General features: G+C 69.7%; 12 protein-coding genes. 10 read left to right on the forward strand and 2 right to left on the reverse strand.

Annotated elements, in window-relative coordinates; genetic code table 11:
* Positions 1-142: 142 nt before the first annotated feature.
* Genes P2Q00_RS31545 through P2Q00_RS31565 form a run of 5 tightly spaced genes read left to right on the forward strand, consistent with a single transcriptional unit; the run spans position 143 to position 7,964 of the window.
* Positions 143-2,362 (forward strand): exo-alpha-sialidase, encoded by a 2,220-nt coding sequence (locus tag P2Q00_RS31545; protein ID WP_275776713.1) that lies wholly within the window; start codon positions 143-145, stop codon positions 2,360-2,362.
* Positions 2,359-4,344 carry a beta-galactosidase gene (locus tag P2Q00_RS31550; RefSeq protein ID WP_275776715.1) on the forward strand — a complete coding sequence of 662 codons (1,986 nt, stop codon included), beginning with the start codon at positions 2,359-2,361 and terminating at the stop codon, positions 4,342-4,344. The genes P2Q00_RS31545 and P2Q00_RS31550 overlap by 4 nt, the downstream gene beginning before the upstream one ends.
* 5 nt (positions 4,345-4,349) lie before the next feature.
* Complete coding sequence (locus tag P2Q00_RS31555) at positions 4,350-6,593, forward strand: glycosyl hydrolase family 95 catalytic domain-containing protein (RefSeq protein ID WP_275776851.1); 2,244 nt, start codon at positions 4,350-4,352, stop codon at positions 6,591-6,593.
* 40 nt (positions 6,594-6,633) lie between these two features.
* Positions 6,634-7,347 (forward strand): glycoside hydrolase family 12 protein, encoded by a 714-nt coding sequence (locus tag P2Q00_RS31560; protein ID WP_275776717.1) that lies wholly within the window; start codon positions 6,634-6,636, stop codon positions 7,345-7,347.
* A 35-nt stretch (positions 7,348-7,382) separates the two neighbouring features.
* Positions 7,383-7,964, forward strand: coding sequence for a chorismate mutase (locus tag P2Q00_RS31565; RefSeq protein ID WP_275776718.1), 582 nt, complete (start codon positions 7,383-7,385; stop codon positions 7,962-7,964).
* A 101-nt stretch (positions 7,965-8,065) separates the two neighbouring features.
* Here P2Q00_RS31565 and P2Q00_RS31570 read toward each other — a convergent pair whose 3' ends face one another.
* Complete coding sequence (locus P2Q00_RS31570) at positions 8,066-10,114, reverse strand: glycoside hydrolase family 31 protein (protein ID WP_275776719.1); 2,049 nt, start codon at positions 10,112-10,114, stop codon at positions 8,066-8,068.
* Between the two features lie 54 nt (positions 10,115-10,168).
* On the reverse strand, positions 10,169-11,185 hold the full coding sequence (locus P2Q00_RS31575) for a LacI family DNA-binding transcriptional regulator (protein ID WP_275776721.1): 1,017 nt from the start codon (positions 11,183-11,185) through the stop codon (positions 10,169-10,171).
* 236 nt (positions 11,186-11,421) lie between these two features.
* Between P2Q00_RS31575 and P2Q00_RS31580 the strand changes: the two genes are divergently transcribed.
* The 5 genes from P2Q00_RS31580 to ispG all read left to right on the forward strand — a co-directional run bounded on the left by P2Q00_RS31580 (position 11,422) and on the right by ispG (position 18,560).
* Positions 11,422-12,231, forward strand: coding sequence for a GH12 family glycosyl hydrolase domain-containing protein (locus tag P2Q00_RS31580; protein WP_275776722.1), 810 nt, complete (start codon positions 11,422-11,424; stop codon positions 12,229-12,231).
* Positions 12,232-12,361: 130 nt separating this feature from the next.
* On the forward strand, positions 12,362-14,293 hold the full coding sequence (locus P2Q00_RS31585; RefSeq protein ID WP_275776724.1) for an acyl-CoA dehydrogenase family protein: 1,932 nt from the start codon (positions 12,362-12,364) through the stop codon (positions 14,291-14,293).
* A gap of 363 nt (positions 14,294-14,656) precedes the next feature.
* Positions 14,657-15,934, forward strand: coding sequence for a 1-deoxy-D-xylulose-5-phosphate reductoisomerase (gene dxr / locus P2Q00_RS31590; protein ID WP_275776726.1), 1,278 nt, complete (start codon positions 14,657-14,659; stop codon positions 15,932-15,934).
* Complete coding sequence (locus tag P2Q00_RS31595) at positions 15,931-17,235, forward strand: M50 family metallopeptidase (RefSeq protein ID WP_500692165.1); 1,305 nt, start codon at positions 15,931-15,933, stop codon at positions 17,233-17,235. The genes dxr and P2Q00_RS31595 overlap by 4 nt, the downstream gene beginning before the upstream one ends.
* Before the next feature lie 167 nt (positions 17,236-17,402).
* The gene (ispG, locus tag P2Q00_RS31600; protein ID WP_275776727.1) at positions 17,403-18,560 is read left to right on the forward strand and encodes a flavodoxin-dependent (E)-4-hydroxy-3-methylbut-2-enyl-diphosphate synthase; all 1,158 of its coding nucleotides are present in this window, start codon (positions 17,403-17,405) and stop codon (positions 18,558-18,560) included.
* The last annotated feature ends 83 nt before the right edge of the window (positions 18,561-18,643 follow it).

Consider the following 18,643-nt stretch of genomic DNA (forward strand, 5'->3'; position numbering starts at 1 on the left):
GGTTCGCCCACTGGGCTGGTTGGTTCGGTCGTATGGCGACTGCGGGTTCGTTGTGGCTGGTCGCACAGTTCCCCGCGCCCCTAAAAGCGTTGCTGCTCCCCTCTCGTATTGAAGTCCCCTCTTGCAGAACGAGGTATGTGTCATGTACGCGTCCCGTCTGAGCCGCCGGGCCGTTCTTGCCGGGACCGCGGCTGCCGCTGCGCTTACCGCCGTCCCCGCCATGCAGGGGCGCGCGCACGCCGCGGAGGCCGATGTTCCCGACTACCGTTGGCGCAACGCCGTGATCGGCGGTACCGGATTCGTCACCGGTGTGTTGTTCCACCCCTCCGCGCGCGGGCTCGCCTACGCGCGGACGGACATCGGCGGGGCCTATCGCTGGGACGACCGGGTCGGCCGCTGGACCCCGCTCATCGATCACCTCGGCTGGGACGACTGGAACCTCCTCGGTGTCGAGGCCGTTGCCGTCGACCCCGCCCACCCCGACCGGGTCTACCTCGCCCTCGGTACCTACGCCCAGTCCTGGGCCGGCAACGGTGCCGTCCTGCGGTCCGACGACCGTGGTGCCACCTGGGCCCGCACCGACCTCGCCGTGAAGCTCGGTGCCAATGAGGACGGGCGGGGCATGGGGGAGCGACTGCTCGTCGATCCGCGGGACAGTGACGTCCTGTGGTTGGGGACGCGGCACGACGGGCTGCTCAAGTCGACCGATCGCGGGGCCACTTGGGCAGCCGTCAGTGCCTTCCCGGGCAGCCCGAGCGCGACCGGGCAGGGAGTTACGTTCCTCGTCGCCGCCGGGCGGAGCCTCTACGCCGGCTGGGGCGACGGCGACGGCAGCTCCAGTGCGACGAACCTCTACCGGACCGTCGACGGAAGCTCATGGGAAGCCGTCCCCGGGCAGACCACCGGCACCTCCGCCAAGGTCCCGATCCGTGCCGCGTACGACTGCCACACCCGCGAGCTGTACGTGACGTACGCCAACGCGCCCGGGCCCAACGGCCAGTCCGACGGCAGTGTGCACAAGCTGGCCGTCGGCAGCGGGAAGTGGACCGAGGTCACCCCGGTGAAGCCCGGCGGGACCACGAGCGACGGCTCCGCCGACACCTTCGGCTACGGCGGTGTCGCCGTCGACGCCCGTCGCCCCGGCACCGTCGTCGTCTCCACCAACAACCGCTGGGCCGACGTCGACACCCTGTACCGGACCACCGACGGCGGCCGTACCTGGACGTCCCTCAAGGACGCTGCTGTCTTCGACGTGTCCGAGACTCCTTTCCTCAAGTGGGGTGCCGACAAGCCCAAGTTCGGGTGGTGGATCCAGGCCGTGGGCATCGATCCGTACGACTCTCGGCACGTCGTCCACGGCACCGGCGCCACCCTCTACGGCACACGGGACCTCACCCACTGGGCCCCGCAGATCCGCGGACTGGAAGAGACGTCCGTGGTCCAGCTGGTGTCACCCCCGGTCGGGGAGGCGCACCTGCTGAGCGGGTCCAGGGACATCGGCGTCATGTACCACGAGCGGCTCACCGCCTCGCCCTCGCGGGGCATGGCGTCGAACCCCGTGTTCGGGTCGGCGACGGGACTCGCGCAGGCGACGGCCAGGCCGGAGTACGTCGTGCGCACCGGGTGGGGCGACCACGGCAACGGCGCATACTCGAACGACGGCGGGCAGACCTGGGCGCCCTTCAAGGCCCAGCCCTCCATCGCCCACGACGCACCGGGGCCCATCGCCACCAACGCCGACGGCAGCGTGCTGCTGTGGTCCTTCGTGCACTGGGACGGCACGAAGTACGCAGCCCACCGCTCGGCGGACAACGGCGCCACCTGGGCCGAGATCTCCTCCTTCCCGAAGGGCGCCACGCCGGTCGCCGACCCGGCCGACCCGACGCTCTTCTACGCGTACGACACCGATACAGGAACGCTACTTGCCAGCACTGACAGTGGCCGGTCGTTCACGGCCCGTGCGACCGGACTGCCTTCCGGTGACAGTCAGTTCAAGCTGGTCGCGGCGCCCGGCAGATCCGGTGACCTGTGGCTGTCCACCAAGGGGAACGGGCTCCACCGGTCCACCGACGGCGGGGCCGCCTTCTCGAAGGTCGACAGTTGCCGGGCCTCGTACACCCTGGGCTTCGGCAAGGCGGCCGACGGCGCCGACTGTCCGGCGGTCTACCAGGTCGGGGCGGTGGAGAACAGCACCGCCGTCCTCCGCTCCGACGACGGTGCGAAGACCTGGGTGCGCATCAACGACGACCAGCACCAGTGGGGGTACATCGGCGAGGTCATCGTCGGTGACCCCCGGATCCACGGCCGTGTCTACCTCGCCACCAACGGACGCGGCATCCAGTACGGGGAGCCCGTCCGATGAGCGCAGACAAACGGCCGGGCCTCGCCGACGCCACCCGTGGCCGCATCCTCTTCGGCGGCGACTACAACCCCGAGCAGTGGCCCGAGGAGACCTGGCACGAGGACGTACGGCTGATGCGCGACGCCGGCGTCAACTCCGTCACCCTCGGTGTCTTCTCCTGGGCGAAGCTCGAACCCCGGCCGGGGGAGCGGGAGTTCGGCTGGCTCGACCGGCTGATGGACCTCATGTACGAAAACAGCATCGGTGTCGTCCTCGCCACCCCCACCTCCTCGCCCCCGCCCTGGCTCGGCCGGCTGCACCCCGAGACCCTGCCCCGCGACGAGGACGGCCGCAGCGAATGGTGGGGCGGTCGCCAGCACTTCTCGCACTCCAGCGCCGCCTACCGCCGCTACGCCGCCGCCATCACCGAGGACCTCGCCGCCCGCTACGGCGGCCACCCCGCCCTCACCATGTGGCACATCAACAACGAGTACTGCACCTACGACTGGGGCGACGAGGCCGCCGCCCGCTTCCGCCGCTGGCTGCAGACGAAGTACGGCACCCTCGACGCCCTCAACTCCGCCTGGGGCACCGCCTTCTGGAGCCAGGGCTACGGCGACTGGGAGGAGGTCCTGCCGCCCCGCCACGCCCACTACCTGAAGAACCCCGCCCAGGTCCTGGACTTCAAACGCTTCACCTCCGACATGCTCCTGGAGTGCTACGTCGCCGAGCGCGACATCGTCCGCCGTCACACCCCGTCCCCCATTCCGGTCACGACCAACTTCATGCCGCTGTGGGTCGGCCAGGACGCCTGGCGGTGGGCGGAGGAGGAGGACGTCGTCTCCGTCGATCTGTATCCCGATCCGCGCGACCCCCTCGGCGCCCAGCACGGCGCCCTCGTACAGGACATGACCCGCTCGCAGGCCCGCGGCCCCTGGATGCTCATGGAGCAGGCGGCGGGACCCGTCAACTGGCGCGGGGTCAACCACCCCAAGCCCCGCGGCCTCAACCGCCTCTGGTCCCTCCAGGCCGTCGCCCGCGGCGCCGACGCCGTCTGCTACTTCCAGTGGCGCCAGTCCAGGCAGGGCGCGGAGAAGTTCCACTCCGGGATGGTCAGCCATGCGGGGGAGGAGGGGCGTACGTACCAGGAGGTCAAGCAGCTCGGCGCCGAACTCGCCGGAATCAGTGGAGAAGTGACTGGCAGTCACACATCCAACGACATCGCGATCCTGCACGACTGGCACTCCTGGTGGGCCGGTTCCCACGAGGGCCGTCTCTCCACCCAGGTCGACTACGCCGAGGTCCTGACCACCTGGCACCGCGCCCTCTGGCAGGCCCACCTCGCCACCGACTTCGCCCACCCCGAACACGACCTGACCGCCTACAAGTTGGTCGTCGTTCCTCAGCTGTACGCCCTCACGGATGCCGCGATCGACAACCTCCTCGTGTACGTCCGCTCCGGCGGCACCCTCGTCTGCGGGTTCCTGACCGGCATCGCCGACGAGGACGACCGGGTGCGCCCCGGCGGCATGGACCCGCGCCTGCGCGAACTGTTCGGCATCCGCACGCTGCACGAGTGGTGGCCGCTGGACGCGGAGGAGACCGCCGAGACCGACGGCTTCTGCGGGACCCTGTGGTCGGAGGAGATCGAGGCGGCCGGGGATGCTTCGGTCGAGGTCGCCTACAAGGGCGGCGAACTCGACGGGCTGCCCGCCGTTCTCCGTAACGGCCGCGCCTGGTACGTGTCCACGCTCCCCGAGCCGCATGCGCTGCGTGTCCTGCTCGCCGGGATCGCGGCCGACGCCGGCGCCCGTCCCGTCCTCGACGGCCTGCCCGACCGGCTCGAGGCGGTCCGCCGCGGCGACCTGCTCTTCGTGCTCAACCACGGGCGGGAGTCGGTGACGGTGCAGGTGCCGGGCACCCACCGCGACCTGCTGACGGGAGCGACGGTCAGGGCCGAGGTCACCCTCGGCCGGTACGGCGTGGTGGTGTTGCGCCCATGAGCCCTATGCACCCCGTGAACCCCGTGAACCCCCTGAACCCCGTGAACCCCGTGAACCCCGTCCACGGAACCTGGGAATCTCTCCCCGCCACCCGCTGGGAGGACGGTTTCCTGAGCGGCAACGGCCACCACGGCGCCCTTGCGTTCGGTGATCCGAACGATGAACAGGTCGTCGTCTCGCACCACGCCCTCGTCCGCCCCAACGGCAGCGAGACCGCCCGTCCGCCCCGCCTCGCGGCCCAACTGCCTTTGCTACAGGACCAGTTGCTCGCCAGCGAGCTGCATGCCGCCGAGAGCTTCACGGACGGGCGTGACCTGCAGTGGGTGCAGCCCTTCCATCCCGCTTTTCAGCTACGGCTGCGCAGGGCGTCCGGCGAGGAGCCGCGCCGCTACCGCCGCTCCGTCGACTTCGCCACCGGCGTGGTGAAGGCGGTGTGCGAGGGCTGGAGCAGCCGCGTCTTCGTGTCCCGCGCCGACGACGTGATCGTCCAGCACGTCACGGCCCCCGACCCCGACCTCGACATCGCCCTGGACCACCGCCTGCCGGGCGTGCCCCAGGGTCTTTCCGTCGGCGACGCCGCGGTCCTCACCCCCGAGGGCGCCCTGCTCACCCTGCGCGTCCGCTACCCCGGCAGCGACACGGCGTACACGGGGGTCACGCTCGTCGTGGTCACCGGCGGCCGTACGGTGCTGACGCCCCCCGGCCTGAAGGTCACCGGCGCGGAGTCCGTCCTGCTGCTGACCCGAGTGCTGCGGCACACGGGCGAGCTGGACACGACGCCCCGCGCCCGCGCCCTGCGCGAACTGCTGTCGGCCGACGAGGACCCGTACACCGCCCTCCTGGACCGCCATACGGCCATCCACCGCACCGCCTACGAGCGCGTCACCCTCGACCTGGACGCCGACCCCGCCGAACGCGCCCTGCCCGGCTCGGAGTTGCTCGCCCGCCCGGACAGTCCCGCCCTCCTGGAGCGCCTCTTCGCCGCCGGCCGCTACCACCTGCTCTCCGCGAGCGGTCTGTTCCCGCCCCGTCTGGTCGGCCTGTGGACCGGCGACTGGAACACGGCATGGGCGGGGGCGTTCACCAACGACGCCAACCTCAACCTCCAGACCGCCTCCGCAGCGGCCGCCGCCCTCCCCGAAGTGACGGCAGCCCACGCCTCTCTGATCCAGCGTCAGCTGCCCGACTGGGCCGAGAACGCCCGCGCGGTCTTCGGTGCCCGCGGCGTCGTCGCCCCGGCCCACAGCGACGGCGAGTCCGGGCTGACGTACCACTTCAGCCGCGAGTACCCCCTGCACCTGTGGACCGCGGGCGCCGACTGGCTGCTCAAGCCCCTCGTCGACCACGACGAGACCAACGGCTCCAGGGATCCCCGTACCGCCCATGCACTCGCCCAAGTCGCCCTGTTCTACGAGGACTTCCTCACCCGGACCGACAAGGACGGCAATCTCGTCGTCGTCCCCTCCTACTCGCCCGAGAACCGCCCCGCCAACGCCAGCTGGGGCGCGATCAACGCGGCCATGGACCTCTCGGCCGCCCGGCACGCCCTGCTGACCGCCGCCGACTACCACCCGGGGCCGAACGGGGACCGCTGGCGCGCTCTCGCCGACCGGCTGCCGCCCCACCGCATCAACGCCGACGGCGCCCTCGCCGAATGGGCCTGGCCCGGCCTGGACGACACCTACGACCACCGCCACCTCAGCCACCTCTACGGCGTCTGGCCGCTCGACGAGATCAACCCGTACGACACCCCCGGCCTCGCGGCCGCCGCCCACCGTGCCCTCGAACTGCGCGGTGCCGAGAACGACTCCGCCCACGGCCATCTCCACCACGCCCTCGTCGCCGCGCGCCTGCGCGACGGCGAACGGGTCGCGCACGCACTCGGCCAGGTCCTCAAGGGCGACTTCTTCCACGCCTCCCTGATGAGCGCGCACTACCCGAACCGCGACGTCTACAACGCCGACGCCGCGCACACCCTCCCCGCCGTGCTGATCGAGATGCTCGTGCAGTCGACCCCGGACCGCCTGGTCCTGCTGCCCGCGCTCCCGATGGCGTACCCGAAAGGCCAACTCCTCGGAATCCGCACCCGGTTCGGGGCGGAGCTCGACCTCACCTGGAATCCGCAGGAAACGACCGCGGTGCTGCGCCCCACCCGTAGCCACCGCGTCGAACTCAGGACTTCCGCCGGCACCCGACCGCTCGATCTCGTCGCCGGAGAAGACCACGTCCTCGCCCTGGGGGCGTGGTAACCACCCCCGCAACTCCCCCCCACCCATGGAAGGGACACCCATGGCAAAGAGCACTCTTCGCAAGGTGACCATGGCCGTGCTGGCCCCGGCGATGGCCATCGGCGCCACCGTCGGCCTCGCGTCCGCCCCCGCCTCCGCGGCCGTCTGGAGCTCCTGCGCCCAGTACGGCAACACGACCCTGAACGGCTACACGCTCTACAACAACATCTGGGGCTCCGGCGCCGGCGCCCAGTGCATATGGGCCAACTCCGGCACCAACTGGGGCGTCAACGCCAACCACCCCAACACCAGCGGGATCAAGTCCTACCCGAACGCCAAGAAGGTGATCAACAAGTCGATCACCTCGCTCGGTTCGCTCTCCAGCAGCTACAACGTCAGCGTCCCGTCGTCCGGCGCGTACAACACGTCGTACGACATCTGGGACAGCAACTACAAGTACGAGATCATGCTCTGGGTCAACAAGACCGGAGCCGTCGGCCCGCTCGGCACCTCGCAGGGCACCCTCACCCTCGGCGGTCACACCTGGACCGTCTACAAGGGCAACAACGGCTCCAACGACGTGTTCTCGTTCGTCCGCACCTCGAACTCGTCCTCCGGCACCGTCAACGTCCTGCCGATCCTGAAGTGGATCAAGGACACCAAGGGCTGGTTCGGCAATGTGACCATCGGGGACTTCCAGTTCGGCTTCGAGATCACGTCCTCGTCCGGCGGCCTGGACTTCGTGGTCAACAGCGAGAGCGTCAGCAGCAGTTGACGTTGATGCGGGCGGGGTGGGGTTTGATGGACCCCATGCGTATCCTCACCCCCCTCCGCAGCGCGCTGACGGCCGCTGCCGCCCTGCTCGCCATACCGGGCACCGCGGCAGCGGCACCCGCCTCCGTGGCTCCCGTATCCCCCTTGCAGCCGGTCGCCTCCCTCGCCGCCGAACGCCTCGCCACCGCCGACCTGGTGGCCGCGGCCAAGTGGGGCACCGACAGCCCCATCGACGACCCCGCCCGCGAGCAGGTGGTCCTCGACACCGTCGCCGCACAGGCGAAGCAGATCGGCGCGGACCCCGACGAGATCCGCCGCATCTTCCGCGACCAGATCGAGGCGAACAAGGCCGTCCAGCGCGGCCTCTACGCCCGCTGGACCGCCCACCCCGACCAGGCCCCCACCACAAAGCCGGACCTGAACGTAGTCCGCCAGACCATCAACCGCATCAACACGGCCCTGGTCCAGTCCGTCGCCGACACGACACCGGAGCGCAGCGCCCTGACCTGCCGCCCCGAGCTCACAGTGGCGGTAATCGAGGTCCACTTCGAGAAACACCCGGACCTACTGCACACCAAAGCCTTGGTCCGCTCCCTGGTCTCCGTCTGCCGCAGCTGAGCTTTTAGGGGCGCGGGGCTGTATCGATATGCGGCTCCGCCGCGTGGGCGCGACCAGCCACGACGGCGCCGCGGTCGATCGACGACCGATCGCGGCACTTCCTACGAAACAACAGGCAACTGCGCCCCGTTCCGCAAGAACAGCGGAATCCGATCCAACGGCGCATCGACAGTCACAGCCGCACCGCCCTCATACGTCTCTCCCGTCCACGTGTCGGTCCACGTGGCCCCCGCCGGAAGATACGTCGTCCGAGCCGTCGCGCCAGCGGTAAGCACCGGCGCCACCAGCAGATCCCCGCCGAAGAGATAAGCATCGTCGACCGACCAGGCCGCCTGGTCCTGAGGAAACTCCAGGAACAGCGGCCGCATCACCGGCAACCCCTCCTCATGCGCCTCCCGCATGACCGACAGCACATACGGCGTCAGCCGCTCCCGCAGCCGCAGATACTTCTCCAGGATCGCGCCGGCCTCCTCGCCGTACGACCACACCTCGTTGGGCCCGCCGGTCATCTCCGGCCCCAGCGGCATCCCCGGGTCACGGAACCCGTGCAGCCGCATCAGCGGCGACAACGCACCGAACTGGAACCAGCGGACCATGACCTCGCGGTACGCCGGGTCGTCCGGGTCGCCGCCGTGGAAGCCGCCGATGTCCGTGTTCCACCAGGGGATGCCGGACAGCGCCGTGTTGAGCCCGGCCGCGATCTGCCGCCGCAGCGTCGGGAAGTCGGTGCCGATGTCGCCGGACCACAGCGCGGCGCCGTAGCGCTGACTCCCCGCCCACGCCGACCGGTTGAGGGTGACGACCTCCTCGCCCTCCGCGCGCAGACCCTCGTAGAAGGTGCGGGAGTTCTCGGCCGGGTAGATGTTGCCGACCTCCAACCCCGGGCCCGTCCAGTACCGCAGGTTCTCCTGGAAGCCGGGCTTCAGCTCCGGCTCGCAGGCGTCCAGCCAGAAGGCCGAAATGCCGTATGGGACAAGGTAGTTGTCACGAACCTTGGACCATACGAACTCACGCGCGTCGGGGTTCGTCGCGTCATAGAAGGCCACCTGGACCGTCGACGCGACCTCCTTGTCGGGCCAGTCGGCGTGCGCCATCGGCCCGTACTGCGTGCCGATGAAGTAGCCGCGCTGTTCCATGACCGGGTGGTTCTCGCTCAGCGGCGACACCGACGGCCAGACGCTGACCACCAGCTTGATGCCCAGTTCGTCCAGTTCCCGGACCATCGCCGCCGGGTCCGGCCACTCCGCGGGGTCGAACTTCCACTCGCCCAGGTGCGTCCAGTGGAAGAAGTCGCAGACGATGGCGGAGATGGGCAGGTCCCGGCGCTTGTACTCCCTTGCCACGGCAAGGAGTTCGTCCTGTGTGCGGTAGCGCAGCTTGCACTGCCAGAAGCCCGCCGCCCACTCCGGCAGCATCGGCGTACGGCCCGTCACCGCGCTGTAGCGGCGCTGGCCGTCGGCCGGGGTGCCCGCGGTGATCCAGTAGTCGATCTGCCGGGCGGAGTCGGCGACCCACCGGGTCCCGTTCCCCGCCAGCTCCACACGGCCGATCGCCGGGTTGTTCCACAGCAATGTGTAGCCGCGGCTCGACGACAGCACCGGGATGCCGACCTCGGCATTGCGCTGGACCAGGTCGAGGACCAGGCCCTTCTGGTCGAGCCGGCCGTGCTGGTGCTGGCCGAGGCCGTACAGTTTCTCGTCGTCGTAGGCGGCGAAGCGCTGCTCCAGGCGGTGGTGGCCGTTGCCGACGGCCGTGTACAACCGGGATCCCGGCCACCAGAAGTGGGCGCGTTCCTCGGCCAGCACCTCGCTGCCGTCGTCCGTGCGCAGGAAGCGGATCAGGCCCTCGGCGCTCACCTCCACGGTGAGGCCGCCGACGGTCAACAGCCCTTCCCCGTCACCGATCTTGATGCTGCTCTCGGTGGCCGGCGCCGCGTCGAGCAGAGCGCCCGGCAGGCCCTCAAGGATCGGGCCGCCGAGCCGGGCCCGCACCCGGACCGCGTCCGGACCCCACGGCTCGATACGGAGGGTCTCCTGACGGCCGCTCCACTCCAGCGCGCCGTCCCGCTCCCGGAAGGTGCCGACGGTGGGGGACGACTGGGCGAGGCCGGCGGTGCCTTGACTGGTCTGGTTTTCGGCAGGCTGGTTCACGAAGGGTGCTCCCGAAAGGACATAAGGGTGCCCGGAGGGCACGGAAGAGCGGGGTCAGGAAGTACCGGAGGGCGCCGGACCCGTGCTCGCCCGCACCGTCAACTCCGGTGCGATCAGCACGACTTCGTCCGTTCCGTGGCCGTCGAGCTTGGCGACCAGATGCTCCACGGCATGACGGCCCATCTCCTGTGCGGGGATGGCGACCGACGTCAGCCGCACCGAGGCCTGCACGGCGACCTGCTCGGGGCAGACCGCGACCACGGACACGTCCTCGGGCACGGCACGGCCCTGCTGGCGCAGCAGGGCGAGCAGCGGCTCCACCGCCGACTCGTTCTGCACGACGAACCCGGAGGTCGCCGGGCGCTCGTCGAGGATGCGGGCGAGCGTGACGGCCATCGCGTCGTACCCGCCCTCGCACGGCCGGTGCAACAGCCGTACGCCCAACTCCTGGGCGCGGGACCGGAGTCCGTCGAGCGTGCGCTCGGCAAAACCGGTGTGCCGCTCGTAGACGGCGGGCGCCTCTCCTATGACAGCGATGTCGCGGTGACCGAGCATCGCGAGGTGCTCCACGCACAGCGCGCCCGTCGCCCTGAAGTCCAGGTCGACACAGGTGAGTCCGGTGGTGTCGGCCGGCAGCCCGATCAGGACCGACGGTTGATCCGTCCCCCGCAGCAACGGCAGCCGCTCGTCGTCGAGTTCGACGTCCATCAGGATCATCGCGTCGGCGAGCCCGCTGCCGGTGACCCGGCGCACCGCGTCGGGGCCCTCCTCGCCGGTCAGCAGCAGGACGTCGTAACCGTGCGTGCGGGCCGTGGTGGCGACCGCGATGGCGATCTCCATCATCACCGGTACGTACATGTCGGTGCGCAGCGGGATCATCAGCGCGATGATGTTCGACTTGTTGCTGGCCAGGGCTCGCGCGCCCGCGTTCGGGTGGTAGCCGAGCTCGCGGATGGACTGCTCGACCCGCTGCCGGGTGGTCGTGGAGATGGACCGCTTGCCGCTGAGGACATAGCTCACCGTGCTCGCCGAGACTCCGGCGTGCTGGGCGACCTCGGCGAGGGTGACCATCCAGCTCTCCAAGCGGTGTGAAGCGCTTCGACAGTGCGCATTGCGAACAGGGGCGGGTGGGGGTGGTTCGACACTAGCTTCTCGCAGGAGCGGGTGTCCATAGGTTGTCGAAGCGCTTCGACAGCTTTCTTTTCCGGCGTGTTGTTTTGGTGTTGCTTCACGGAGCGCGGCAACCTGCCCGGCCGTCGGCGGCCACTGAGTGGTCGTACCCGAACCGTCCCCCGGAAGGACCCCCGATGCAACACCGCAGACCGCGTCTGTCCAAGAAGGCGAAGACCCTTGTCGCCTCCGCGGTCGCCCTCGCGGCCGCCGCCGGCGTCACCGTCGCGCAGGCGGGCGAGACGGACAAGAAGTGCACGGCCTTCGACACGATCACGCTCGGCAAGTACTACGTCAACAACAACCTCTGGAACCAGGACAAGGCCACCGGCAGCCAGTGCGTCTGGGGGAACTCGCAGTCCGGCTCGACGATCTCCTGGGGCACGAACTACAGCTGGGCCAACAACAGCAAGGGCACCGACTCCGACGTGAAGACGTACGCGAGCACGGTCCTCGGCTGGCACTGGGGCTGGAAGGTCGACAAGGCGTCCACCGGGCTGCCGATCCGCGTCGGCGACCGCAAGAAGGTCACGACCAGCTGGGACTTCTCGCTGAGCTCGAACCCCGGGACCCTCAACGTCTCGTACGACCTGTGGCTGCACGCCAAGAACAACGCGGACTGGCAGGACCGGCCCACCGACGAGATCATGGTCTGGCTCAACCGGCAGGGCGGCGCGGGCCCCCTCGGCACCAAGTACGGCAGCGTCAGCCTCGGCGGCACGATGTGGGACCTCTACCAGGGCAACATCGGCTGGAACGTCTACTCCTTCGTCCGTCGCACCAACACCACCAGGTCCACCCTCGACCTGGACGCCTTCACCCAGGCACTCGTACGGCGCAAGCTCCTCGGCAACGACAAATACGTCTCCGGCATCGAGTCCGGCACCGAGGTCTTCAAGGGCACGGGCCGTCTGGACACCAGGTCGTACTCGGTCGACATCGGCTGAACGACTGCGCAAAGGGTGGTGAGGTGGGCCGGGATCGGGTACATACGATCGGGTAGCACCGGTCGGTAACCAATTACGGTCCAAGATCCCGTTACGGTCAAGGATCCCGATTCGCGGCGAGGTGAGCCTCATGTCCGCCAGCCCCACCAAACCAACCGTCTCCGAACGTGAGGCCCGCCAGGTGGCGGAGGCGGCCCGGGAACAGGAATGGCGCAAGCCCAGCTTCGCCAAGGAACTGTTCCTCGGCCGTTTCCGCCTCGACCTCATCCACCCGCACCCCACCCCCTCCATCGAGGACGTGCAGCGCGGCGAGGAGTTCCTCGCCAAGCTCCGCGACTTCTGCGAGACGAAGGTGGACGGGGCGCTGATCGAGCGCGAGGCCCAGATCCCCGACGAGGTCATCAACGGCCTCAAGGAGATCGGCGCCCTCGGCATGAAGATCGACACCAAGTACGGCGGCCTCGGCCTCACCCAGGTGTACTACAACAAGGCGCTCGCGCTGGCGGGCTCGGCCTGCCCGGCGATCGGCGTACTGCTGTCGGCGCACCAGTCGATCGGCGTACCGCAGCCGCTCAAGCTGTTCGGCACGCAGGAACAGAAGGAGCAGTTCCTGCCGAGGTGCGCCCGCACCGACATCAGCGCGTTCCTGCTGACCGAGCCGGATGTCGGCTCGGACCCCGCTCGCCTCGCCACCTCCGCCGTACCGGACGGGGACGACTACGTCCTCGACGGCGTGAAGCTGTGGACCACGAACGGCGTGGTCGCGGACCTGCTGGTCGTCATGGCCCGCGTGCCCAAGAGCGAGGGTCACAAGGGCGGCATCACCGCCTTCGTCGTCGAGACCAACTCGCCCGGGATCACCGTCGAGAACCGCAACGCCTTCATGGGCCTGCGCGGCATCGAGAACGGCGTCACCCGCTTCCACCAGGTCCGGGTCCCGGCGGCGAACCGTATCGGCCCGGAGGGCGCGGGCCTCAAGATCGCGCTCACGACGCTGAACACCGGCCGGTTGTCCCTCCCCGCGTCCTGCGTCGCGGCCGGCAAGTGGTGTCTGAAGATCGCCCGTGAGTGGTCGGCGGCCCGTGAGCAGTGGGGCAAGCCCATCGCCCATCACGAGGCGGTCGGCTCGAAGATCTCCTTCATCGCGGCGACGACCTTCGCCCTGGAGGCCGTACTGGACCTGTCCTCGCAGATGGCGGACGAGAACCGCAACGACATCCGCATCGAGGGCGCCCTGGCCAAGCTCTTCTCCTCGGAGATGGCCTGGCTCATCGCCGACGAACTCGTCCAGATCCGCGGCGGCCGCGGCTTCGAGACGGCGGCCTCCCTGGCCGCCCGCGGCGAACGGGCCGTACCCGCCGAACAGGTCCTGCGCGACCTGCGCATCAACCGCATCTTCGAGGGCTCGACGGAGATCATGCACCTCCTCATCGCCCGCGAGGCGGTCGACGCCCACCTCACCGTGGCCGGCGACCTCATCGACCCCGAGAAGTCCCTGCAGGAGAAGGCGAAGGCGGGCGCGAACGCGGGCGTCTTCTACGCCAAGTGGCTCCCGAAGCTCGTCGCGGGACCGGGGCAACTCCCGGTCTCCTACGGCGAGTTCAAGCACGGCGTCGATCTCGCCCCGCACCTGCGCTACGTCGAACGGCACGCCCGCAAGCTGGCCCGCTCCACCTTCTACGCCATGTCCCGCTGGCAGGGGAAGATGGAGACCAAGCAGGGCTTCCTCGGCCGGATCGTCGACATCGGCGCGGAGCTCTTCGCGATGAGCGCGGCCTGCGTACGGGCCGAACTCCTGCGCAGCCAGGGCGAGCACGGCCGTGAGGCCTACCAGCTGGCCGACGTCTTCTGCCGGCAGTCCCGCATCCGCGTCGAGGAGCTCTTCGACCGCCTGTGGACCAACACCGACGACCTCGACCGCAAGCTGGTCAAGGGCATCATGTCGGGCACGTACGAGTGGCTGGAGGAGGGCATCGTCGACCCCTCGGGCGAGGGACCGTGGATCGCCGCGGCGGACCCCGGGCCCTCGGCGAAGGACAACCTGCACCGCCCCATCAGCTGACCTCCCGGCACCTTCCGAAGGGCCCCCGGTGCGTGATCTTCACGGCGGTTTGGCCGGGGGCTGTCCGGCGGATCAGGTCGGCTGTGGGCAAGGGCGCTTTTCGGCCGCCCCCTAGGGGGCTGGTGCGTGCAGCTGCATGGCGGAGGAGCCGTGTCGATCAGCCGCTGCCGCGGCGGGCGGCGCGGAGCGTCGGCAACCGACGGCAACGCCGCAGCTGTGCGTGCCAGGGCCCGCGACGCCGAGCCGATCCGCCGGACAGCCCCGCCCGGAGGGATCCCGCTTCAACCCCCGCAGAGCGCGGCAAGCCACCCGCCCGAGCGACGCACTGTCCTCCCGGCGGCCGGCCTCGGCAACAATGGAGGGATGAGCGACAGTCCAGCCCCACGAGGGGGCGCCCTCGCCGACCCGCATCTCGTCTACGACCCCGTGGCGGGCAGCGGCCCGAAGGACGTGGTGGTCCTCGGCTCCACCGGGTCGATCGGCACCCAGGCCATCGACCTCGTGCTGCGCAACCCCGACCGCTTCCGGGTCACCGGGCTCTCCGCCAACGGCGGCCGGACCGCCCTCCTCGCCGAGCAGGCGCACCGGCTGCGGGTACGCACCGTCGCGGTCGCCCGCGAGGACGCCGTACCGGCGCTGCGCGAGGCGCTCACCGCGCAGTACGGCGCGGGGGAGCCGCTCCCGGAGATCCTCGCCGGGCCCGGGGCGGCCACCGAGCTCGCCGCCTCCGACTGCCACACCGTGCTCAACGGCATCACCGGCTCCATCGGGCTCGCCCCGACCCTCGCCGCCCTGGAGGCGGGCCGCACCCTCGCGCTCGCCAACAAGGAGTCGCTCATCGTCGGCGGCCCGCTGGTCAAGGCGCTCGCCAAGCCCGGACAGATCATTCCGGTCGACTCCGAGCACGCGGCCCTGTTCCAGGCGCTGGCGGCCGGCACCCGGGCCGACGTACGCAAACTCGTCGTCACCGCGTCCGGCGGCCCCTTCCGCGGCCGTACCAGGGCCGAGCTGGCGAACGTCACCGTCCAGGACGCCCTCGCCCACCCCACCTGGGCCATGGGCCCGGTGATCACGATCAACTCCGCGACCCTGGTCAACAAGGGCCTCGAGGTCATCGAGGCACACTTGCTGTACGACATTCCCTTCGACCGCATTGAGGTCGTCGTGCATCCCCAGTCGTATGTCCACTCGATGATTGAGTTCACGGACGGATCGACGATCGCCCAGGCGACGCCCCCCGACATGCGCGGGCCCATCGCCATCGGCCTGGGCTGGCCCGAGCGCGTCCCCGACGCGGCCCCGGCCTTCGACTGGAGCACGGCGTCGACGTGGGAGTTCTTCCCGCTCGACAACGACGCGTTCCCGTCGGTGAACCTCGCCCGGCACGTGGGTGAGCTCGCGGGCACCGCCCCGGCGGTGTTCAATGCGGCCAACGAGGAGTGCGTGGAGGCGTTCCGCAGCGGCGCCCTGCCGTTCAACGCCATCATCGAGACCGTGACCAGGGTGGTGGAGGAGCACGGCACCCCGCGCACGGGAACTTCCCTGACCGTGCCGGACGTCCTCGAAGCGGAGACCTGGGCACGGGCCCGGGCCCGGGAACTGACGGCGCAGACGACTTCTGCCGCGGAGGCGCGTGCATGACATCCCTGATGATGATCCTCGGCATAGTGATCTTCGTGGTCGGTCTGCTGGTCTCGATCGCGTGGCACGAGCTGGGGCATCTGTCCACCGCCAAGCTCTTCGGCATCCGGGTGCCGCAGTACATGGTGGGCTTCGGCCCGACCATCTGGTCGCGGAAGAAGGGCGAGACGGAGTACGGCTTCAAGGCCGTCCCGTTCGGCGGCTACATCCGCATGATCGGCATGTTCCCGCCCGGCCCCGACGGCAGACTGGAGGCCCGCTCCACCTCCCCCTGGCGCGGCATGATCGAGGACGCCCGCTCGGCAGCCTTCGAGGAGCTCCGCCCCGGCGACGAGACCCGCCTCTTCTACACCCGCGCCCCCTGGAAGCGGGTCATCGTGATGTTCGCGGGCCCCTTCATGAACCTGATCCTGGCCGTGGCGCTGTTCCTCACGGTCCTGATGGGCTTCGGCATCACCCAGCAGACCACGACCGTCAGCTCTGTCTCGCAGTGCGTCATCGCCCAGAGCGAGAACCGCGACAAGTGCAAGAAGTCCGACGCCGACTCCCCGGCCGCCGCGGCGGGCCTCAAGGCCGGCGACAAGATCGTGTCCTTCAACGGGGTGCGGACGGCCGACTGGAACAAGCTCTCCGACCTCATCCGCGCCACCCCCGGCAAGGACGTGGCGATCGTCGTCGACCGCAAGGGCCAGGAGCTGACCCTGCACGCGAAGATCGCCACCAACCAGGTTGCGAAGAAGGACTCCACCGGCCACGTCGTCCCCGGCAAGTACGTCACCGCGGGCTTCCTCGGCTTCAGCGCGGCCAACGGTGTCGTCCGCCAGGACTTCGGCGAGTCCGTGTCCTGGATGGGCGACCGCCTCGACGAGGCCGTCAGCTCCATCGCGGACCTGCCCGGCAAGATCCCGGCCCTGTGGGACGCGGCCTTCGACGGCGCCCCCCGCCAGGCCGATTCCCCGATGGGCGTGGTCGGCGCGGCCCGCGTCGGCGGCGAGATCTTCACCCTCGACATCCCGGCCACCCAGCAGCTGGCCACGGCCCTGATGCTGATCGCCGGCTTCAACCTCTCCCTGTTCCTCTTCAACATGCTCCCGCTGCTCCCGCTGGACGGCGGGCACATCGCGGGCGCCCTGTGGGAGTCCCTGCGCCGCAACCTGGCGCGGGTGCTGCGGCGGCCGGACCCGGGTCCGTTCGACGTGGCGAAGCTCATGCCGGTGGCGTACGTGGTGGCGGGCGTCTTCGTCTGCTTCACCCTCCTCGTGCTGATCGCGGACGTGGTTAACCCAGTCAAAATCACCTAGTCACGCGGAGTTTGTGGCGGCCTGGCACGCTCTGTGCCAGGCCGCCTTCCATTGGGTGGGTTTACGGGCGGGATGTGCCCGGGCCTGGGCACGTGCCGTAATCTCGAAGCCTGGAGCCCGTTGTTCCGGGACCGGACCTTGATCCACGACTTGGGGTTGCACAGCAGATGACTGCGATTTCTCTCGGCATGCCGTCCGTTCCGACCAGGGTTGCCGAGCGTCGGCAGAGCAGGCAGATCCAGGTCGGATCGGTGGCGGTCGGCGGCGACGCACCCGTGTCCGTGCAGTCGATGACCACGACCCGTACCTCCGACATCGGCGCCACCCTCCAGCAGATCGCCGAGCTGACCGCCTCCGGCTGCCAGATCGTGCGGGTGGCGTGCCCCACGCAGGACGACGCGGACGCGCTCGCCACCATCGCGAAGAAGTCGCAGATCCCGGTCATCGCCGACATCCACTTCCAGCCCAAGTACGTCTTCGCGGCCATCGAGGCCGGCTGCGCCGCGGTCCGGGTGAACCCCGGCAACATCAAGCAGTTCGACGACAAGGTCAAGGAGATCGCGCGGGCCGCCAAGGAGCACGGCACCCCGATCCGCATCGGCGTGAACGCGGGCTCCCTCGACCGGCGTCTGCTCCAGAAGTACGGCAAGGCGACCCCCGAGGCCCTCGTCGAGAGCGCGCTGTGGGAAGCCTCCCTCTTCGAGGAGCACGACTTCCGGGACATCAAGATCTCGGTCAAGCACAACGACCCGGTCGTGATGATCGAGGCGTACAAGCAGCTCGCCGCCCAGTGCGACTACCCGCTGCACCTGGGTGTGACGGAGGCCGGGCCCGCCTTCCAGGGCACGATCAAGTCGGCGGTGGCCTTCGGGGCGCTGCTGAGCCAGGGCATCGGCGACACGATCCGCGTCTCCCTCTCGGCTCCGCCGGTCGAGGAGGTCAAGGTCGGCAACCAGATCCTGGAGTCCCTGAACCTCAGGCAGCGCGGCCTGGAGATCGTCTCCTGCCCGTCCTGCGGCCGCGCCCAGGTCGACGTCTACAAGCTGGCCGAGGAGGTCACCGCGGGCCTGACCGGCATGGAGGTCCCCCTCCGCGTCGCGGTCATGGGCTGCGTCGTGAACGGCCCGGGCGAGGCCCGCGAGGCCGACCTCGGTGTCGCCTCCGGCAACGGCAAGGGCCAGATCTTCGTCAAGGGCGAGGTCATCAAGACGGTCCCCGAGTCCAAGATCGTGGAGACCCTCATCGAGGAGGCCATGAAGCTGGCCGAGCAGATGGAGGCGGACGGCACGCCCTCGGGGGAGCCGTCGGTGTCGGTCGCGGGCTGAACCTCCCGCCTTCTCCAACTTCTTCTTACGCCCCGTCACATCTCTTGTGGCGGGGCGTAAGTGTTGTTTCCCATTACCTTCAA

It is taken from the genome of Streptomyces coacervatus (genome assembly GCF_029223485.1).
Taxonomy (GTDB): Bacteria; Actinomycetota; Actinomycetes; order Streptomycetales; family Streptomycetaceae; genus Streptomyces; species Streptomyces coacervatus.